Source organism: Gilliamella sp. B2828 (assembly GCF_026537125.1).
Classification (GTDB): Bacteria; Pseudomonadota; Gammaproteobacteria; order Enterobacterales; family Orbaceae; genus Gilliamella.
In genome coordinates this window covers 49094-67167 of sequence record NZ_JAFNMU010000008.1, presented here as the reverse complement: position 1 = coordinate 67167, position 18074 = coordinate 49094, and the positions used below count along the sequence as shown (strand labels likewise).

Genomic DNA, 18074 nt, shown 5'->3' with positions numbered 1-18074 from the left:
TAATAACGAAATCGCATCAATTAAATAATTAAAATTAACAATATTAAAATTTAAAAACTTTTATTTATAACTTTTATTTGTTCTAGCTTTTACTTCTTTCATGGTTTGTAAAATTCGATGATAGTTATCTAACCTTGATGGTGCAATTTTGCTATCTTTCACAGCTTGTTGTAATAAGCAACCTGGTGTATCGAGATGATTACAATCTCGAAACTGACATCCCCCTAAATAGTCATCGAACTCTCTAAAGCCACTAATTACCTGTTCTGGCTCCAGATGCCATAAACCAAACTCACGAATACCTGGCGAATCAATAATATCACCTCCGTTTGGTAGATGATAAAGTCGAGTTGAAGTAGTAGTGTGCTGCCCCAATCCGGATAATTCGGAAATATCTCCAGTAATAGCTGATTGTGATTGATGCGGTAATAATAAATTAATAATACTTGATTTTCCCACACCTGATTGCCCAACTAAAATGGATATTTTATTCTGTAAAAGAGCTTGTAACGCAGCAATACCATGGTGATTGTGACAAGAAACATATAAAACTTGATAACCAATATTTTTGTAAATAGTTAATTGTTCTTCAACTTTTGCTCGTTGTTGATCACTCAGTAAATCGGTTTTATTTAAAACAATGATTGGCTCAATATCGGTTGCTTCGCAAGCCACCAAATAACGATCAATAATATTAAGTGATAATTCAGGTAAAACAGCTGAAATAATTATTATTTGATCGACGTTAGCAGCAACAGGTTTAACTCCATCATAAAAATCAGGGCGAACTAACTCAGAATGCCTTACATGAACCGCCTCAATAATACCATTGGTATTAGGCTCCAAACTTTCACGCCACACGACTTTATCACCTGTCACTAATGATGGTAAAGTACGCCGAATACTACAGCGATAAATGTGTCGTGAGTTATCTTCAACATCAGCTGTCTTCCCAAAACGACTTATCACCACACCATCACGTGGTGATGAAAAATTTAACAGACTTTCATCTTGTTTGGTTTCTAATCGTTGTCGGTGTTTAGCCTCAACACGTCTTTTTTGATTTTTGGATAGTTGATTTTTTGCCACAGTCACTAATTTTTGCTAAAACAGTTTGACAGTTATGCTACACTACTCGGCATCAAAAAGAAAATTTCTATAACAAATTATGACCACACAATTACAAATTAACAGTAGCAATCTCATTTGGATCGATCTTGAAATGACTGGTCTAAACCCAGAAACCGATCGTATTATTGAAATTGCAACTATCGTAACTGATTCTAATTTAAACATTTTAGCTGAAGGTCCCGTTATTGCCGTTCATCAATCCGACGAACGATTAGCCTTAATGGATGATTGGAACAAAAATACCCACGGCAAGTCAGGTTTAATTGAACGAGTACGCCAAAGTAACGTTAATGAACAACAAGCCGAACAACAAACCATCCAATTTTTAAAACAGTGGGTACCTATAAATAGCTCACCAATTTGCGGAAACACTATTGGGCAAGACCGCCGTTTTCTATTTAATTATATGCCTAATTTAGAGAGTTATTTTCATTATCGCTATTTAGATGTTAGTACCATAAAAGAATTAGCGAAACGATGGAAACCTGAAATTTTAAAAGGATTCACAAAACGAAGTACTCATCAAGCACTTGATGATATTCGTGATTCTATTGCAGAGCTTATTTATTATCGCCAACATTTTTTTAACCTTAAGGACTGATGGATATGCAACGGATTTATACCATTTTACTCTATCTTATTCAGCCATTGGTATGGATAAGATTACTTTGGCGTAGTTACAAAACACCAGCATATCGTAAACGTTTGCTTGAGAGGTATGGTTTTTGCAAAAATAAAGTGAAGGAAAATGGCATTTTAGTTCATGCAGTATCTGTCGGTGAAACCATTGCAGCCGTTCCGCTTATTAAAGCTTTACAACGACAATATCCTGATTTACCCATTACCGTCACAACAATGACACCAACGGGATCTGAGCGAGTTAAATCATTACTAAAAGACAGTGTAAGCCATGTGTATTTACCATATGATTTGCCGTGCGCTATTAGGCGTTTTTTGCAAAGAATCCAACCTAAGTTAGTTATTATTATGGAAACCGAACTTTGGCCTAATTTTATTAGCCAATGCCATAAGTACGCTATCCCTTTAATTATTGCTAATGCTCGCTTATCCGAACGCTCAGCTAACCGTTACAGTAAACTAGGCACAAGCATTAAACATTTATTAGCTAAAATTAGCATGGTTGCGGTACAAAATAAGCAAGATGGTGAACGCTTTCTATCACTAGGCCTACCCAGCGATCATCTAACCGTAACTGGCAGTATCAAGTTTGACATTAATTTAACGACTGAGCAACAACAAAAAATTGCTGAATTAAAACAAAAATGGCAATTAAATCGTCCCGTTTTTATTGCAGCTAGTACTCATGATGGCGAAGATGAGATCATCCTAAAGGCATTTAAACAATTATTGCTGTATAATCCAGATTTATTATTAATCTTAGTACCCCGCCATCCTGAACGTTTTAAAATAATTGAAAAACTAATTAAAAATAGCCAATTTAACTATATAACTCGTAGTTTAAACCAAATACCAACAGTTCAAACTCAAGTGGTTTTGGGTGACACCATGGGTGAACTATTAGAACTTTATAGCATGGCAGATATTGCTTTTGTTGGCGGTAGCTTGGTCGATCATGGAGGACATAACCCTTTAGAACCAGCCTTGCATCATATTCCAGTTATTAGTGGTAAATATTTTTTCAATTTTAAACTTATTTGCGAGCAATTAATTGCTGCAAAAGGAATGATTATTTGTGACAGCACAGCTGAATCTTTATACTTAGTTGTAAACAATCTATTGAATAATAAAACAGAAAGCCAACAAATTGGTGAAAATGCCTATCAAGTATTAAAGAAAAATCAAGGTGCACTAGATAGGCTTGTTAGTACTATAAACGGTTATCTTTGTTCAAAATAAGGTTACTTATGAATAAAACACAAGGGTTATTACTGGTTAATATTGGGACACCTAACACAGCCACGCCTGATGCAATAAAACAATACTTAATTGAATTTTTACTTGATAGGCACGTAGTGGATTTGCCTGCTTTCTTTTGGTATCCAATTTTAAAATATCGAGTATTACCTAAACGGGTGCCTTGTATTATTAATCATTATAAAAAAATTTGGATAGATGATTTATCACCATTGATGCATTACAGTCAACAACTGTGCGAGAAGTTACAACAGGCTTTATCTAATATTCATTGCCAATTAGCCATGACCTATGGCGAGCCGAATCTTCAATTTGCATTAAATAAATTACAATCATGTAACAAAATAACAGTATTACCATTATTTCCTCAATATTCGACTACGACAACATTATCTGTACTGGATAAAATAAAAACAATTGAATCCTCTCAATCAATACCCAATAATATTCATTACATCCGTGATTATGCTGATCATCCCAGTTATATTAATGCTCTATATTTACAGATTAAACAAGCGTTTGAAGAGCAAGGGAAGCCTGATGTATTAGTACTGTCTTATCATGGAATTCCCGAACGTTATATCCACAAACGCAAAGATGATTACATAGAGCGTTGCCAAATAACCACATTATTGTTAATTGAAAAATGTAAAGCTCATGGCATTAATCTTCCCATTGAAATGGCTTATCAATCTAAATTTGGCAAAGGAAAATGGGTTACACCAAATACCAGCGATTCGCTGGAAAAACTAGCGCATAACGGCGTTAAATATGTACATGTTATTTGTCCTGGATTTTCTGTAGATTGTATTGAAACTATTTACGAAATTAATGAAGAAAATCGAGAACTATTTTTACATGCTGGTGGTGAAAAATTTCATTATATTCCAGCATTAAATGATTCTAATTTACAAATTAATTTAATTAAAGATCTTATAAACTATACTTAAACGTATAGTTAATCTAAAACTTTTTGACAAAAATAAAAAATGGGGCTAAAAAGAAATTAATTATTGCTTTAAACCTTTAATACTTTGTTTTCAATTGTGCAACTGATTAATATTGAGTCACTATCTACAGCGTATACATTTTATAACCTATGATAGGATTGTCAATATTGAGAATCTGAGCCCTAAGGAGAAAATTAGATGAAAATAATCATCATTGGCGCTCAAGCTGCTGGAGCGAGTGCTGCAGCTAAAGCCAAAAGAATGAACCCCAATGCTACCATTCGTATTTATGAAAAAACTGACATCGTATCGTTTGGGGCTTGTGGTTTACCCTATTTTATTGGTGAGCATTTCACTGATGCTAATGAAATGATATCCCGTACACCACAACAATTCCAACAAGATGGCATTGAAATAAAAACATTTCACCAAGTCGTCGCTATTGATAACATACAAAAAAAATTAACAATTAAAAATATCAATACAAATGAGTGCTTTGATGATAATTATGACAAATTATTAATTGCTGTTGGTGCAAGTCCTATTATTCCAAATTTTACAAATCATCAATTGAAAAATATTTTTACTTTACGAGATCTTGATGATGGTTTAGCAATTAAACAAACATTATCCGATCCTAAAGTAAAACATGTTATTGTAGTAGGTGCAGGCTTTATAGGGCTTGAAATTGCCGAATCATGTGTAGCTTTGAATAAGCAAGTTAAACTAATTCAGTTAGATGATAGAGTCCTGATCGATGCATTCGATGAACAAATTACCGACATTATTGCAAAGAACATCAAACAACATTGTGATTTGCATCTACAAGAACAAGTACAGGGCTTTATTGGAGAAGAGCACGTCACACACGTAATTACCAATAAAAATACGTATCTTGCTGATATTGTTATTATTGCAACTGGTGTGAAACCAAACAGTGAAATTTATCAAAATATTGGTCTTAATACGTTAGCAAATGGCGCTATCATTACTGATAGCTATGGACAAACCAACCTTTCTGATATTTATGCAGCGGGTGACTGTGCAGCATTACATCATAAAGTCAGCAAAGCTTTAGTTTACATTCCTCTTGCTACAGGTGCAAATAAACTGGGGAAAGTAGTGGGCGAGAATTTAGGAGGAGGACAGAGTGAATTTCCTGGAACCATCGGTACATCAGCATTTAAGGCGTTTGATATTGAAGCTGGACGAACTGGCTTAACTGAAAAAGAAGTCCAAAAAGCGGGTATTGCATATAAAACCGTTGTAGTTAGGGATAAAAATCACAGTAATTATGTTGCCGGACAAACTGAGATAACGGCCAAAATCATTTATCACGCTGATAGCCGTATCATTTTAGGCGGGCAAATCGTGGGTGGTAGTGGTGCTGTTTTACGAGTGAATACGTTAGCTACTGCCATATGGGCAGAGATGAAAATTGATGAATTAGCAATGATGGACTTTCTGTATGCGCCTCCATTTTCAAGACCCTGGGACATTTTAAATATTGCAGGTTCAATAGCTAAATAATACAAATTATCTTACTTGATACAAAAATCAGTTCATCAAAATTAACTAAGATTATTAATATGATTTTATTCGATGATTAAATTATCACAATAAAGAGGCAATTATGTCAGATCCCATTTTTCAAGGAACTTTTTTTGAAAAGTTCCTATCAATTACACACTATCAAACTTTAATTGGTATTGGACTACTACTAGTTTGTTTTCTAGGGGTGATGAAACCACTACAGGACAGAAAAGTTAATTTTTCTATTCGAATGTTAGTTGGATTAATACTGGGTGCCGTGCTAGGTTTAGGTATACAAAGTGCAGCAGGATTTCCAGATAGATCAACTCTTTGGATGCAAGAGACGGCCACATGGTATGGTCTTTTTGGGCGTGCTTTTATTGCCTTTATTCGTATGTTAGTCATTCCCTTGATATTTGTCTCAATTGTAAAAGTTATTATCGATTTTTCGGGTAAAAAAAATCTCCCACAAATCGCATTTAGAGGGATATTCTGGTTACTATTTACCACTGCGATTGCTTGTATAGTCGGTATTGTTTTGGCTAATTTGTTTGAATTAGGAAAGATCAGCTCTACAACTATTCACCAAGCTCAAGCTAAACAGTACACTAATATTATTGATACATTTGTAAACCTTATTCCAAGTAATATCATTGCATCAATGGTTAAAGAAAATATTGTTGGATTAGTTATCTTTTCTTCTCTTATGGGACTTGCTGCCAATCGAATGGAAAAGAAAAGTCCTCAACCTATTATCCTTTTTAAAACTTTTATTGAAGCACTTTATAAAATTGTGATGTCAATTGCGATGACTATCATTAAATATATGCCATATGCAGTGATCGCTCTTCTTGCCAGAACTATTATTTCCAATGGTATACCTGCAATTGTTGAAGTATCAGGTTTTGTTGCTGCTATCTACACGGCCACTTTAATCATGTTAATTGTACATGTTTTAATTGTTATGATTCACGGCATATCACCATTTATGTATATTAAAAAAGCGATGGGAACGTGGTTATTAGCCTTTACCAGCCGCTCGTCAGTCGGTACATTACCTATGACTATCTCAACTTTAACAGTACGTATGGGAGTAAATACCGGTACAGCAAATTTAGTCTCATCACTTGGTAGCACTATGGGTATGAATGGCTGTGCTGGTTTCTTTCCAGCGTTGCTTGCCGTTATGGTTGCGCATATGGTAGGTATAGATACTAATTTTCAATTTTATATTATGCTAGTAATTGTAGTTGTGATTGGATCTATTGGCATTGCTGGGATACCTGGTACAGCAACAGTTGCTGCAACAGTAGTTTTATCTGGTATGGGCATGGCTGAATACTTCCCATTAATTGGTATGGTTTTGGCTGTCGATCCAATCATTGATATGGCACGAACCCTAGTCAACGTATCTGGGTCAATGACTGCCGCTGTCGCTACCGATCGCGAAGTGGGACTTATGGATATGAATACGTTCTATAATCCAAATATTACTCTTGAAAATGAACAGTCGGATGTTTAATACAAGTAAAGAATATACAGAATGAAAAGGACGCTTAAAGCGTCCTTTTTTGTGATAAAAAATTAATGTTTAAATTGTCTTTAACCATGCAGTAACATCATTACCTAAGCTTTTATGACGCATTGCGTATTGTACAAAGGTTTGTACATAACCCAATTTATTACCACAGTCATGACTTCGACCTTTAATACAATATGCATCTACAGGATCTTCTTCAAGTAACATTGCAATCGCATCAGTGAGCTGAATTTCACCACCCGTACCTAATGGTGTTTTCGCAAGTAAAGGCCATATTTTTTCTGATAAAACATAGCGTCCAACTACTGATTGATTGGATGGTGCTTCTTCCACTGATGGTTTTTCAACGACACTATACATTTGTCTTACATCCCCAGCAGACAATTCTTGACCATGACAATCGACAATACCATAAGAAGAAACTAATTCTTTCGGTACCGGCTCTACCATAATTTGGCTATGCTTAGTCTCATGATAGTTATTAATCATTGCTGCTAAATTATCTTTTGTTAGATCGCTTTCATACTCATCAATAATTACATCTGGTAGCACGACCGCAAAAGGTTCATCGCCAACCAAAGGATAAGCACATAATACGGCATGACCAAGCCCTTTGGCTAAACCTTGACGGACGCTGGTTATTGTAACATGTTTAGGTAAAATACTTTGTACTTCTTGTAACAGCTGACGTTTAACGCGCGCTTCTAACATTGCTTCTAATTCAAAACTGGTATCAAAGTGGTTTTCAATGGAATTTTTTGATGAGTGGGTAACAAAAATGATCTCAGTAATGCCTGCTGCAATACACTCTTTTACTACATACTGAATAAGTGGTTTATCAACCACTGGTAACATTTCCTTAGGAATGGCTTTAGTAGCAGGTAACATTCGCGTACCAAGACCGGCAACGGGGATAACGGCTTTCTTGACGTTTCCATTCAAAGTTGATTCAAAACTTAATGACATGTTATTTCCTTAAAAAAATTAGCAGATAATACACTATTGCAACAGTGTGTTATCTCTATGCCATATTAACAACATGTATTTTCAACCCTTAATGATTTTATGACTTCAACATATAGGGAATCAAAGAACATGCATGAATAATTGCCTTTGTAAAATTTCATATATTACATTGATTCAATATCAAATTGTAATAAACGATGAAAAAATTGAAATCTAGCATCGTAAAGGCAGTATTAATAATCTTTACTGTATAATTGAAATTCTAGGGCTAAATTATCAAAAATTAAATAAGAAAGTGAAATAAATTTTGTTAATATGCTTGATACTATAATTATCAATTCAAGCTATATTGCTATTAGTGTTTTTTTTATAAAATATTTCATCTATTTACATATTGATACATCGTTAGATTCAATTAATGTAAGATTATCCCTGTCTTTAACTAAAGAATCAATAGCAATATAAATAATCTGACAGTTTTGCAAAATCTCTTGCCTTACTACAAATTTCGCTTTGCGATCACGTGCTTCTTTTTGCGTGGGACTCATATAAAGATCTTCATAGCCATCATCATATAATGTCACTCTATCTAGTAAGGACTGTGCTCGCCAAAATGTTTGTTTTGGATAATCACGAATCTCAATATTTCCCGTGAATTTACCTTTCATGCCAGCATAACTTGCTGGTAAGTGTTTACTTTGTCGACTTTGGGCAATATAAATATGCTGATAATTTGATATGTTTGATGGTAAAGGATTTAATACAAATTCTGTATTAATCATACTTGAATAATGACAGTTTTTCATTGTTAAAGGTGCAGTTCGAAAATTTAACGAACCGCACCCAGTAAGTAAAAAAATATAACTACTAAAATATATCTCATTTTACTTTTGACAATTTATAACTTTATTTATTGTCTTTATTATAATTTATCACTAACTTTTTCTGCTGTTTTTGATATAGTCTTACCACCAGATTGGACATCTTTACCTACACCATTAACTGTATTACATCCAACAATGAGAGTTGTCATTGCAATACCGAAGACTAGCATTAACATATTACGTAACATAAATATTCTCCTTTTTGTGACTTGATTATTTTAATGTAGCAAATGCTTCCGCCACACGATGAATATTATGGTGATTTAGACCCGCCACACACATTCTTCCACTGCCCACCAAATAAACAGCAAAATTATCTTTTAATTGTGTGACTTGTTGTTTACTAAAACCAGTATAACTAAACATCCCACGCTGTTTTACTAAATAATCGAAATTTCTATCTGGAACTTGTTTTTTTAACAAGTTAACTAAAGTAGAACGCATCGCCACAATACGATTTCGCATTGATTCGACTTCCTTGAACCAATTTGCTTTCAAATCGGGATCATTTAACACGTAACTGACTAATTGGGCACCGTAAGCCGATGGGCTAGAATAGTTTCGACGGACAGTTGCCTGAAGTTGCCCTAATACATGACTCGCTACTTCATGATTTTCACATAACACAGATAAACCCCCAACACGTTCACCATAAAGTGAAAAAGTTTTCGAAAACGAGTTACTTATAAAACCACAAAGACCAACTTCCGCAGCTTTTTTAATTGCGTAACTGTCACTTTCAATACTTTCGCCAAATCCTTGATAAGCAATATCCATAAATGGAATGAGATCACGATTTTTCAATACTGCAATTATTTTATCCCACTGTCTCTGTGTTAAATCAGCCCCAGTAGGATTATGACAACAAGGATGAAGTAATACAATGCTTCTAGCTGGCAATTGTTCTAATGTCTCAAGCATTGCATCGAATTTGACTCCACATGTTTGTGAATCAAAATAGGGATAGGTATTTACTTTAAAACCAGCACCACTAAAAATAGCGATATGATTTTCCCATGTTGGATCGCTAACCCAAACTTGTGAATTAGGGAAGTAACGATATAAAAAATCAGCGCCTATTTTTAGTGCGCCTGATCCACCCAATGTTTGTATCGTTGCAATACGTTTATCTTTATAGGCTGAATGTTCTTCACCAAATAGTAATGACTGAATTGCTTGGCAATAAGAGGATAAACCGCTCATCGGTAAATAGAGTTGCGCACCTTTTTGATTGTGATAAATATAATCACGAGCATTTTTGATACACTCTAATTGAGGTACTACACTATTTTCATCATAATAATAACCAATACTTAAATTAGTTTTACTTTCACGATGATCATTATTAAATTCAGCGACTAATGATAAAATTGGATCCCCAGCATAGGACTCTACTTTTTCAAACATATTACAACCTAATTGACACAATAACTAATAGCTGTAGATTATTGCATCAACTCAATTGGCAATCAATCACTAAATCTAAGTTTAACTATAAATAATTCAATTCAATTTTTTCGATGAATTTTAATCAGTTTTAATCTTAATAACCACGATATAATAGAGAATAAAATTATTTAATTTACATTGAATTTTATACTAAAACGTATACTTTACCTGAAACTTTTTGGATAAGATTAGCACTTTTTAGTGCTAATCAAACTAGCAAAACTATTTAGCAGCAACGACTTCTATTTCAACTTTTGCATCTTTAGGAATACGAGCAACTTGTACACAAGAACGTGCGGTGAATCCAGCATTATTTTCTATAAAAAATGCTTCATATACCGCATTAACAGCGGCGAAATCATTCATATCAGCTAAAAAAATGGTTGTTTTTACTATATTACTTACTTGATAACCGGCCGATGTGATGATTGCTTTAACATTAGCTAAACTTTGCTTTGCTTGCTCTTTAACGCAAGTTGACATTTCGCCACTTTCAGGGATTATGGGAATTTGTCCTGACACAAATAGCATATTGCCTAAATCGACTGCCTGAACATAAGGGCCGATTGCTGCTGGGGCGTTTTCGGTTTGAATCACTTTCGCCATTTTCAATTTTCTCCTTTTGTATTTCTTCTATTTTTTCATTACTTTTAATAAGTAATTTACCTTTGTTAATTTTTTTCATTTCAACAGGAAGATAATTTAGTGTCAAGTCAATACACAATGATGATCATGGGACTTCTTAAAATTTTCTGATATGATAATCAAAATTTTTTTATTTATTGAGAGTTAATATGTTTGAGAATTTAACCGACCGTTTATCGCAGACATTTCGCAATATCAGTGGTCGAGGACGACTGTCTGAAGATAATATTAAAGAAGCACTGCGTGATGTACGAATGGCTCTACTTGAAGCCGATGTTGCGTTACCTGTTGTTCGTGAATTTATTAATCAAGTTAAAGAAAAGGCTGTAGGTTTAGATGTCAATAAAAGCCTAACACCAGGCCAAGAGTTTATTAAAATTGTTCAAGCTGAATTGACCACAGCAATGGGAGAAGTCAACAGTTCACTTAACCTTGCAACACAGCCACCAGCAGTAATTTTAATGGCTGGTTTACAAGGTGCAGGTAAAACCACCAGTGTTGCCAAACTGGCCAAATTCTTAAAGGAAAAACAGAAGAAAAAAGTACTGGTTGTATCAGCCGATGTTTATCGACCAGCGGCAATTAAACAGTTAGAAACACTTGCTAAAGCCATTAATGTAGAATTTTTTCCATCCGATATTAATGAAAAACCAATTAATATTGTAAATAAAGCCATTTCACATGCTAAATTGCAATTTTTTGATGTACTTATTGTCGATACCGCAGGTCGTTTACATATCGATAATGACATGATGGACGAAATCAAGGCTCTTCATCAAGCTATAAACCCAATTGAAACCCTATTTGTTGTAGATGCTATGACGGGTCAAGATGCGGCCAATACTGCGAAAGCATTTAATGATGCATTACCGCTTACTGGTATAATTTTAACTAAAATTGATGGTGATGCTCGTGGTGGTGCTGCACTTTCTATTCGCAAGATTACTGGCAAATCAATTAAATTTTTAGGAATGGGTGAGAAGACTGATGCTTTAGAACCATTCTATCCTGATCGTATTGCTTCTCGTATTTTAGGTATGGGTGATGTGATTTCGTTAATTGAGGAATTACAGAGTAATGTCGATCGTGAGAAAGCAGAAAAAATCGCCAAAAAATTAAAAAAAGGAGATAAATTCGATTTTAATGATTTTCAAGATCAGCTTAAACAGATGCGCAATATGGGTGGTATGGGCGCAATGCTGGCAAAATTACCTGGTATTGGTCAACTGCCTGATCATATCAAAGCACAAATGGATGATAAAATAACTATCAAAATGGAAGCAATTATCGGCTCAATGACACTCAAAGAGCGCGCAAATCCAGAAATCATTAAAGGTTCACGCAAGCGTCGAATTGCGATGGGATCAGGAACCCAAGTGCAAGATGTGAATAAACTCTTAAAACAGTTTGACGATATGCAAAGAATGATGAAAAAAATGAAAGGTGGTGGCATGATGAAGATGATGCGCCAAATGAAAGGTTTAATGGGTGGCGGAATGGGATTCCCTCCTCGTTAAATCTGTGCTTGATTTCTTATTTTTTGAATTATCATAGCTGAACGTTAGATAACGACTCTCAAAATTATCGCGCTTAAAACTGCGCGATAATTTTTTTAGTGACCGGACTTAATCGATTTAATCTTTATCGGGCGATTCATCGTTAATACAGTTCCTATCGATGAAACAATAATAAACGCGATGGCTAACCACTGATACCCTGATAATTGTTCATTCAACACAATTAAACCTGAAAGTGCAGCAAATACAGGCGATAAACTCATTAAAGTACTAAACGTTTTAGCTGGCAATTTTGGAAGAGCAACCATATCTAATCCATAAGGAATAGCCGATGCTAATAACGAAACGATAAAGACCAGAGGTAGTAAATCTAACGAAAACATAGCACTACCACTTTGCCATACACCAATAGGAAATAAGAAGAACGAAGCAATTACCGACCCAATAGCGACACTTGAAGATCCATAAATAGCGCCTGCTTTACGACCAAATAAAATATAGCATGCCCAAAAACTGCCTGCCAACAAAGCAAATACAATACCCAACGGATCTAAACTCCCTGATACTTGATGAATAGGCAATAACATAGCCAAACCAATGACAGCAATACCTAGCCAAATAAAATCAAACAGTTGGCGCGATGAACACATCGCCACCATTATTGGACCGGTCAATTCAATGGCAACAGCAATACCTAAAGGAACCCTAGCGATAGCACTATAAAAAGCCAAATTCATACAACCAATTGAAATACCGTATAAAAATATGAATTTTAATGCCTGTTTAGGTATTGATTTTCGCCATGGTTTAAAAATAATGATTAAAATTATAGCCGAAAAACACAATCGCCAAGCGGTCATACCTTCAGGTCCTAATACGGGGAAAAGATATTTGGCAATTGATGCACTACCTTGAATGGAGATCATCGAAACAAAAATCAAAAAAACAGGCCAAGATCTTTTAAACATAAATAAATACCTTATTTTAAGATACTGAACTTACTGTCTACTTAATTAAAGCCAAAAGTTTAAGGTAAACGATACGTTTAAGTATAAAATAGACGCCGAAATTACTAAATTAACGATTAATTAATTTTCCCTTTTTACTGATAATAAGGCTAAATCTTGTAAAGCTTGTTTATAAGGTGAATCAGGCAAAATAGCAATAGCATCGTATGCTTTACGAGCTTCTGTTTGAGCAGTTTGAAAAGTAAAATCAAACGAACCACATTCATCCATAATGTGTAAAATGCGATCCAATAAATGCCGACCATTACCTTGTTCTATAGCTCGACGAATTAATGCGGCATCCTCAGATTTTTTAGTGTTATGCATAGCGTGCAGGAGCGGTAATGTTGGCTTGCCTTCATTAAGGTCATCTCCTAAATTTTTTCCTAATTTTTGATTATTATCAGCATTATAATCCAATAGGTCATCAATAATTTGAAAGGCTGTACCTAAATATTTACCATATTCTTGTAGGGCAAACTCCTGTTGTTCATTTGCACCAGCTAACACCGCAGCAGAATGCGAAGTTGCTTCAAATAGGCGTGCTGTTTTACGATAAATAACTTCTAAATATTGTTCTTCAGTAATATCAGGATCATTACAATTAATTAATTGCTGTACTTCTCCTTCAGCAATAACATTGGTTGCTGCCGACATGATCGTCAAAACCTTAAACGATTCTGTACGAACCATCATTTGAAAAGAACGAGTATAAATATAATCACCCACTAATACGCTAGCAGCATTGCCAAACAAAGCATTTGCAGTCGATTTACCACGTCTTAAATCAGATTCGTCTACCACATCATCATGCAATAAGGTAGCGGTATGAATAAATTCAATAAAAGCAGCAGTAATAATATGCTTGTCACCTTGATAATTAAGCGCTTTAGCAATTAATAAAGCAATAACCGGACGAATACGCTTTCCCCCACTGCTAATAATATAATTGCCCAACTGGTTAATCAAAGCCACATCTGAACTGAGTTCAGCTTGTATGGCTTGATTTACTTTAACTAAATCATCTTTTACCAGATCAAGTATTTGATTCATTGATGGATTATTCATCAGCCTAACCGCTAGAAATAATAGATATTAATCTTACTATTATCTGATAAATATTTTTATGCAACAAGAGTTGTATATGATATTTTAAAAAAAACTACAAATGATAAGCATTTTCATTTAAAATACTTACCTTAGATTAGGAATGTTTATTAGTATGAAAATTAATTTTGATATAGATATCAGTGATGAAAAGATCCCTCAATCCATTGCTAAAAAAAAGCGAAGAGGTGATTGTTTATATGCATCTTTTTCTATGTTGTCACATTTTTGTTTACTTGCTTTATTATTTTGTCCTACGCTTTTTGCAGAAAATATTATTGTAGATGAGGGTGATAATTCAATTAAAGCTATCATGGTTGATCTTTCTCTGGCTGCACCAAAACAATCATTAATTGAAAATACGCCTGATATTCAAGGCATTCAAGATAGTGATATTATTGATAACAAACCAATTGAAGAGACACCAATTATTGAACACGAAATAGAAGTAGAAAAACCTGAACCTATCTCAGAAAAAAGACCTGACAAACCCACCGTAATAACTGAAAAAGATATTATTGTAAAACAGAAAGATAAGGTTAAGAAAAAACATCGTCCGATGCAAAAAGCATCACGTCAACAAGTTAGGCAAGAAGTCATTACTGAAAATATCTCAAATACTTCTGTTGCTCCCCAAATATCTGATAGTCGTCAATACTCGGGTAATCCTTCACCAATTAGTCGCAACCAACCTGAATATCCACGCCGAGCACTTGATATGCGATTGGAAGGTTATGTGATAGTACTGTTTGATATAAACAGTAATGGGCGTATTGAAAATATTCGGATTATAGAAACAAAACCCAATAATATTTTTAATCGATCAGTGATTAGTGCAATGAAAATGTGGAAATACCAACCTATTGCAGCGAAAGATCAAAAAATAAAAATTATTTTTAATCGGGATAAATCCATCAGTTTAGACTAGTTATACGGCATGTCGCTTAAGTAAGAATAACAAAGCCATAACCTCTATCTTAAAAGTTATGGCAATAGTGAGCGATACTTTATAAATGATTTAACATCAATTTTTCAATTTGTTTAGGTTCTTTGGGAACATCCGCGGTTAAAACTTCATTACCAGATTCGGTAATTAAAATATTATCTTCAATACGAATGCCAATACCTTTATAATGATCTGGTACATTGGCATCTTTATTAATATACAGTCCAGGTTCGACAGTTAATACCATTCCAGGTTCAAGAATTTGATCCCTTCCACTACCAACATCATGAACATCAATTCCAAGCCAGTGCCCTAAACCATGCATATAAAATTCCATATAAGCTTTGTTGGCAATTAAATTGTCTATATCACCTTGCATAATACCTAATTTGACTAAACCTATTACCATTGTTCGTATGACTTTGTCATTAACATTTTTAATGGATGTACCAGGTTTAAGAAGATGAATTGCTTGATATTGAGAAGCCAAAACAATATCATAAATTTCACGCTGTGCTTGGCTAAATTTGCCATTAATTGGAAATGTTCGAGTAATATCTCCTGCGTAGTATTGATATTCACAACCCGCATCAATCAAGACCATATCACCGTCTTTTAATTGCTTATTGTTATTATCATAATGCAAAATACAACCATTATTACCACTACCTATAATGGTGTTGTAAGATGGGAAGCGCGCACCATGCCAAGCAAATTCATGGTGAATTTCTGCTTCCAATTGATATTCAAACATAGAAGGCTTACATATTTGCATCGCTTTAACGTGCGCTTTAGCACTAATTTTACATGCCTTACGTAATAGTTGCATCTCAAAATCCGACTTAAACATCCGCATCTCATGAACTATTGGTCGCCAATCAATGATTGAGCTTGGTGCAACTAAATTTAATCTCATCCCTTGTCTTAAAGTAACCTGTGCTTGGTTGACAATTTGATCAGCATACTGATAAAGTTGATCAGCATGATAAATTGCGATTTTACCATTTAATAAATTGGGTAATATGGCATCAATTTCATCAAAAAGATAAGATTCATCAACTAAAACCGTTTTCAATGCAGCTTGCTGACCTAAACGATATCCTGTCCATGTCTCTGCCAAAGGATCTTTTTTTCGATTGAATAACACATACCGAGCAGTATTATCTTGTTGTTTAATCACTGCCAACACTGCCTCTGGCTCAGCAAAGAAGGTAAAATACCAAAAATCACTATTTTGTCGATATGGATAATGAGTATCATTGCTGCGTGTTACTTCAGGAGCAGCAAAAAAAAGAGCTACACTATTAGGCATCATTTTCGCAAGCAATTTTTCACGACGCAAAATCATTTCTGTTTTAATATCTTTTTTCATCATGACGACCTTAATTAAGATTACTTACTATGAGTTAATCTTAATGAATTGTTGGTGTTATTTCAGTTTCATTGAATTCATCAAAACATAACATTGATGTTATACGCACATATTCTTTGATTTCTTCAAACGCAAACTCAAGCTCTTGTTGATCTTCTTGTTCATCATAGCCCAATTTAACAATTTGACGTAGATCATATATCGCTTCTCCTACATCTCCTTTGATTCGATTAATTTTGGGTTGTACTAACCCTATACCAAGCAAAAAATGATTTACCCAACCAACTAAATCATCAATTTGTGCGTACAAATCTTTTTCACTGATAAATAATTGAAATTCAAAATCTTCATCCAAAAGTTGTTGCTTAGTTAACTGATAAAGTTTGGTAATTTGTTCATTCAAAGGTGCAACAATAGTTTGACCATTATTTAACATATCTTCAACTAAAGGACGCCAGCTCTCATCATGGTTTCCTCCAGCTAAAATACCTACGATAAAACCATGTAACTCAGCAGCAGTGATCCCTAATTTACATTGGACTAATTGACGATTAAATTCGTCATAATTAATAGTTTCCGTCATTACTCCACCTTGATGTTGTCATATCACAAAAAATGCATCTCTGCACTTTCCCCAATTTTAGTATATAATTCTAAACTCGCTATAAATAATAAACAGGTTACTGAGCTTTATAAAGGAATTATTTTGAACTTATTAAGATTAATCGTGAAATTGCCTCTGCTACTATCTTTTTATGCAATTTTAGCTATATCATTAACCTCTTGTGGTACATTAATTTCAAATAATGGTGTGATCATCCTTAATATGCAAGATAAGTTACACACTTATGTAACCAGCCAAAATTTACCTGTAGCGTATAAATTAGGTGATGGTGAGCAAGAACTGCAACGATTCGAAACATTCTGTCATGAAGAAATTAGAGCTTCACAACTTGACGGTAGTGAAGAAGTCGTTTTTGAGAATATCAAACATGGTATCCATGGGCAGGTGGAATTTAAAAATTGTAGTGATAAAATCACTCGAATTTACCGATACTGATAAAATCTAGCTATCTTTATAAATTATGGCTAATAATATTTAATGAATGTCAAAGATCTATGAAATCTTAC

General features: G+C 34.3%; 18 protein-coding genes. 8 read left to right on the top strand and 10 right to left on the bottom strand.

Features of this window, described 5'->3' with window-relative positions:
* Positions 1–60: 60 nt before the first annotated feature.
* Entirely contained in the window at positions 61–1089 is a 1029-nt protein-coding gene (gene rsgA / locus J3U19_RS08215) for a small ribosomal subunit biogenesis GTPase RsgA (protein WP_267346010.1), read from the bottom strand.
* A gap of 79 nt (positions 1090–1168) precedes the next feature.
* On the opposite strand from rsgA, the gene orn reads away from it, so the two are divergent.
* The 5 genes from orn (at position 1169) to J3U19_RS08190 (ending at position 7032) form a co-directional block, all read left to right on the top strand.
* Positions 1169–1732 carry an oligoribonuclease gene (orn, locus tag J3U19_RS08210; RefSeq protein WP_267346009.1) on the top strand — a complete coding sequence of 188 codons (564 nt, stop codon included), beginning with the start codon at positions 1169–1171 and terminating at the stop codon, positions 1730–1732.
* Positions 1733–1737: 5 nt separating this feature from the next.
* Positions 1738–3009 (top strand): lipid IV(A) 3-deoxy-D-manno-octulosonic acid transferase, encoded by a 1272-nt coding sequence (waaA, locus tag J3U19_RS08205; protein ID WP_267346008.1) that lies wholly within the window; start codon positions 1738–1740, stop codon positions 3007–3009.
* Between the two features lie 8 nt (positions 3010–3017).
* Positions 3018–3977: a ferrochelatase gene (hemH, locus tag J3U19_RS08200; protein ID WP_267346007.1), complete on the top strand. Its 960-nt coding sequence runs from the start codon at positions 3018–3020 to the stop codon at positions 3975–3977.
* Positions 3978–4175: 198 nt separating this feature from the next.
* Positions 4176–5507 (top strand): CoA-disulfide reductase, encoded by a 1332-nt coding sequence (locus tag J3U19_RS08195; protein ID WP_267341246.1) that lies wholly within the window; start codon positions 4176–4178, stop codon positions 5505–5507.
* Between the two features lie 103 nt (positions 5508–5610).
* Positions 5611–7032, top strand: a complete 1422-nt coding sequence (locus J3U19_RS08190; RefSeq protein ID WP_267346006.1) for a cation:dicarboxylate symporter family transporter — start codon at positions 5611–5613, stop codon at positions 7030–7032.
* 69 nt (positions 7033–7101) lie between these two features.
* Here J3U19_RS08190 and galU read toward each other — a convergent pair whose 3' ends face one another.
* The 5 genes from galU to J3U19_RS08165 form a co-directional block, all read right to left on the bottom strand.
* A complete protein-coding gene (galU, locus tag J3U19_RS08185) occupies positions 7102–8016 on the bottom strand; it encodes a UTP--glucose-1-phosphate uridylyltransferase GalU (protein WP_267341243.1) in 915 nt (304 codons plus the stop codon).
* Positions 8017–8399: 383 nt separating this feature from the next.
* On the bottom strand, positions 8400–8822 hold the full coding sequence (locus J3U19_RS08180) for a hypothetical protein (RefSeq protein ID WP_267346005.1): 423 nt from the start codon (positions 8820–8822) through the stop codon (positions 8400–8402).
* A gap of 116 nt (positions 8823–8938) precedes the next feature.
* Positions 8939–9088 (bottom strand): entericidin A/B family lipoprotein, encoded by a 150-nt coding sequence (locus J3U19_RS08175; RefSeq protein ID WP_267341241.1) that lies wholly within the window; start codon positions 9086–9088, stop codon positions 8939–8941.
* Positions 9089–9113: 25 nt separating this feature from the next.
* On the bottom strand, positions 9114–10307 hold the full coding sequence (locus J3U19_RS08170; RefSeq protein WP_267346004.1) for an aromatic amino acid transaminase: 1194 nt from the start codon (positions 10305–10307) through the stop codon (positions 9114–9116).
* 264 nt (positions 10308–10571) lie between these two features.
* A complete protein-coding gene (locus tag J3U19_RS08165; protein ID WP_267341238.1) occupies positions 10572–10955 on the bottom strand; it encodes a Rid family detoxifying hydrolase in 384 nt (127 codons plus the stop codon).
* A 188-nt stretch (positions 10956–11143) separates the two neighbouring features.
* Between J3U19_RS08165 and ffh the strand changes: the two genes are divergently transcribed.
* Positions 11144–12511: a signal recognition particle protein gene (gene ffh, locus J3U19_RS08160; protein ID WP_267341236.1), complete on the top strand. Its 1368-nt coding sequence runs from the start codon at positions 11144–11146 to the stop codon at positions 12509–12511.
* Between the two features lie 95 nt (positions 12512–12606).
* Here ffh and J3U19_RS08155 read toward each other — a convergent pair whose 3' ends face one another.
* Both J3U19_RS08155 and ispB read right to left on the bottom strand, forming a co-directional pair.
* Entirely contained in the window at positions 12607–13479 is an 873-nt protein-coding gene (locus J3U19_RS08155; RefSeq protein WP_267341235.1) for an EamA family transporter, read from the bottom strand.
* A gap of 120 nt (positions 13480–13599) precedes the next feature.
* Positions 13600–14586, bottom strand: a complete 987-nt coding sequence (gene ispB / locus J3U19_RS08150; protein WP_267341234.1) for an octaprenyl diphosphate synthase — start codon at positions 14584–14586, stop codon at positions 13600–13602.
* 154 nt (positions 14587–14740) lie between these two features.
* On the opposite strand from ispB, the gene J3U19_RS08145 reads away from it, so the two are divergent.
* The gene (locus J3U19_RS08145) at positions 14741–15553 is read left to right on the top strand and encodes a TonB family protein (protein ID WP_267341233.1); all 813 of its coding nucleotides are present in this window, start codon (positions 14741–14743) and stop codon (positions 15551–15553) included.
* A gap of 79 nt (positions 15554–15632) precedes the next feature.
* Here J3U19_RS08145 and pepP read toward each other — a convergent pair whose 3' ends face one another.
* Complete coding sequence (pepP, locus tag J3U19_RS08140) at positions 15633–16943, bottom strand: Xaa-Pro aminopeptidase (RefSeq protein ID WP_267346003.1); 1311 nt, start codon at positions 16941–16943, stop codon at positions 15633–15635.
* 40 nt (positions 16944–16983) lie between these two features.
* Positions 16984–17526 carry a UPF0149 family protein gene (locus tag J3U19_RS08135; RefSeq protein ID WP_267341230.1) on the bottom strand — a complete coding sequence of 181 codons (543 nt, stop codon included), beginning with the start codon at positions 17524–17526 and terminating at the stop codon, positions 16984–16986.
* 123 nt (positions 17527–17649) lie between these two features.
* On the opposite strand from J3U19_RS08135, the gene J3U19_RS08130 reads away from it, so the two are divergent.
* A complete protein-coding gene (locus J3U19_RS08130; protein ID WP_267341229.1) occupies positions 17650–18003 on the top strand; it encodes a hypothetical protein in 354 nt (117 codons plus the stop codon).
* Positions 18004–18074: the final 71 nt, after the last annotated feature.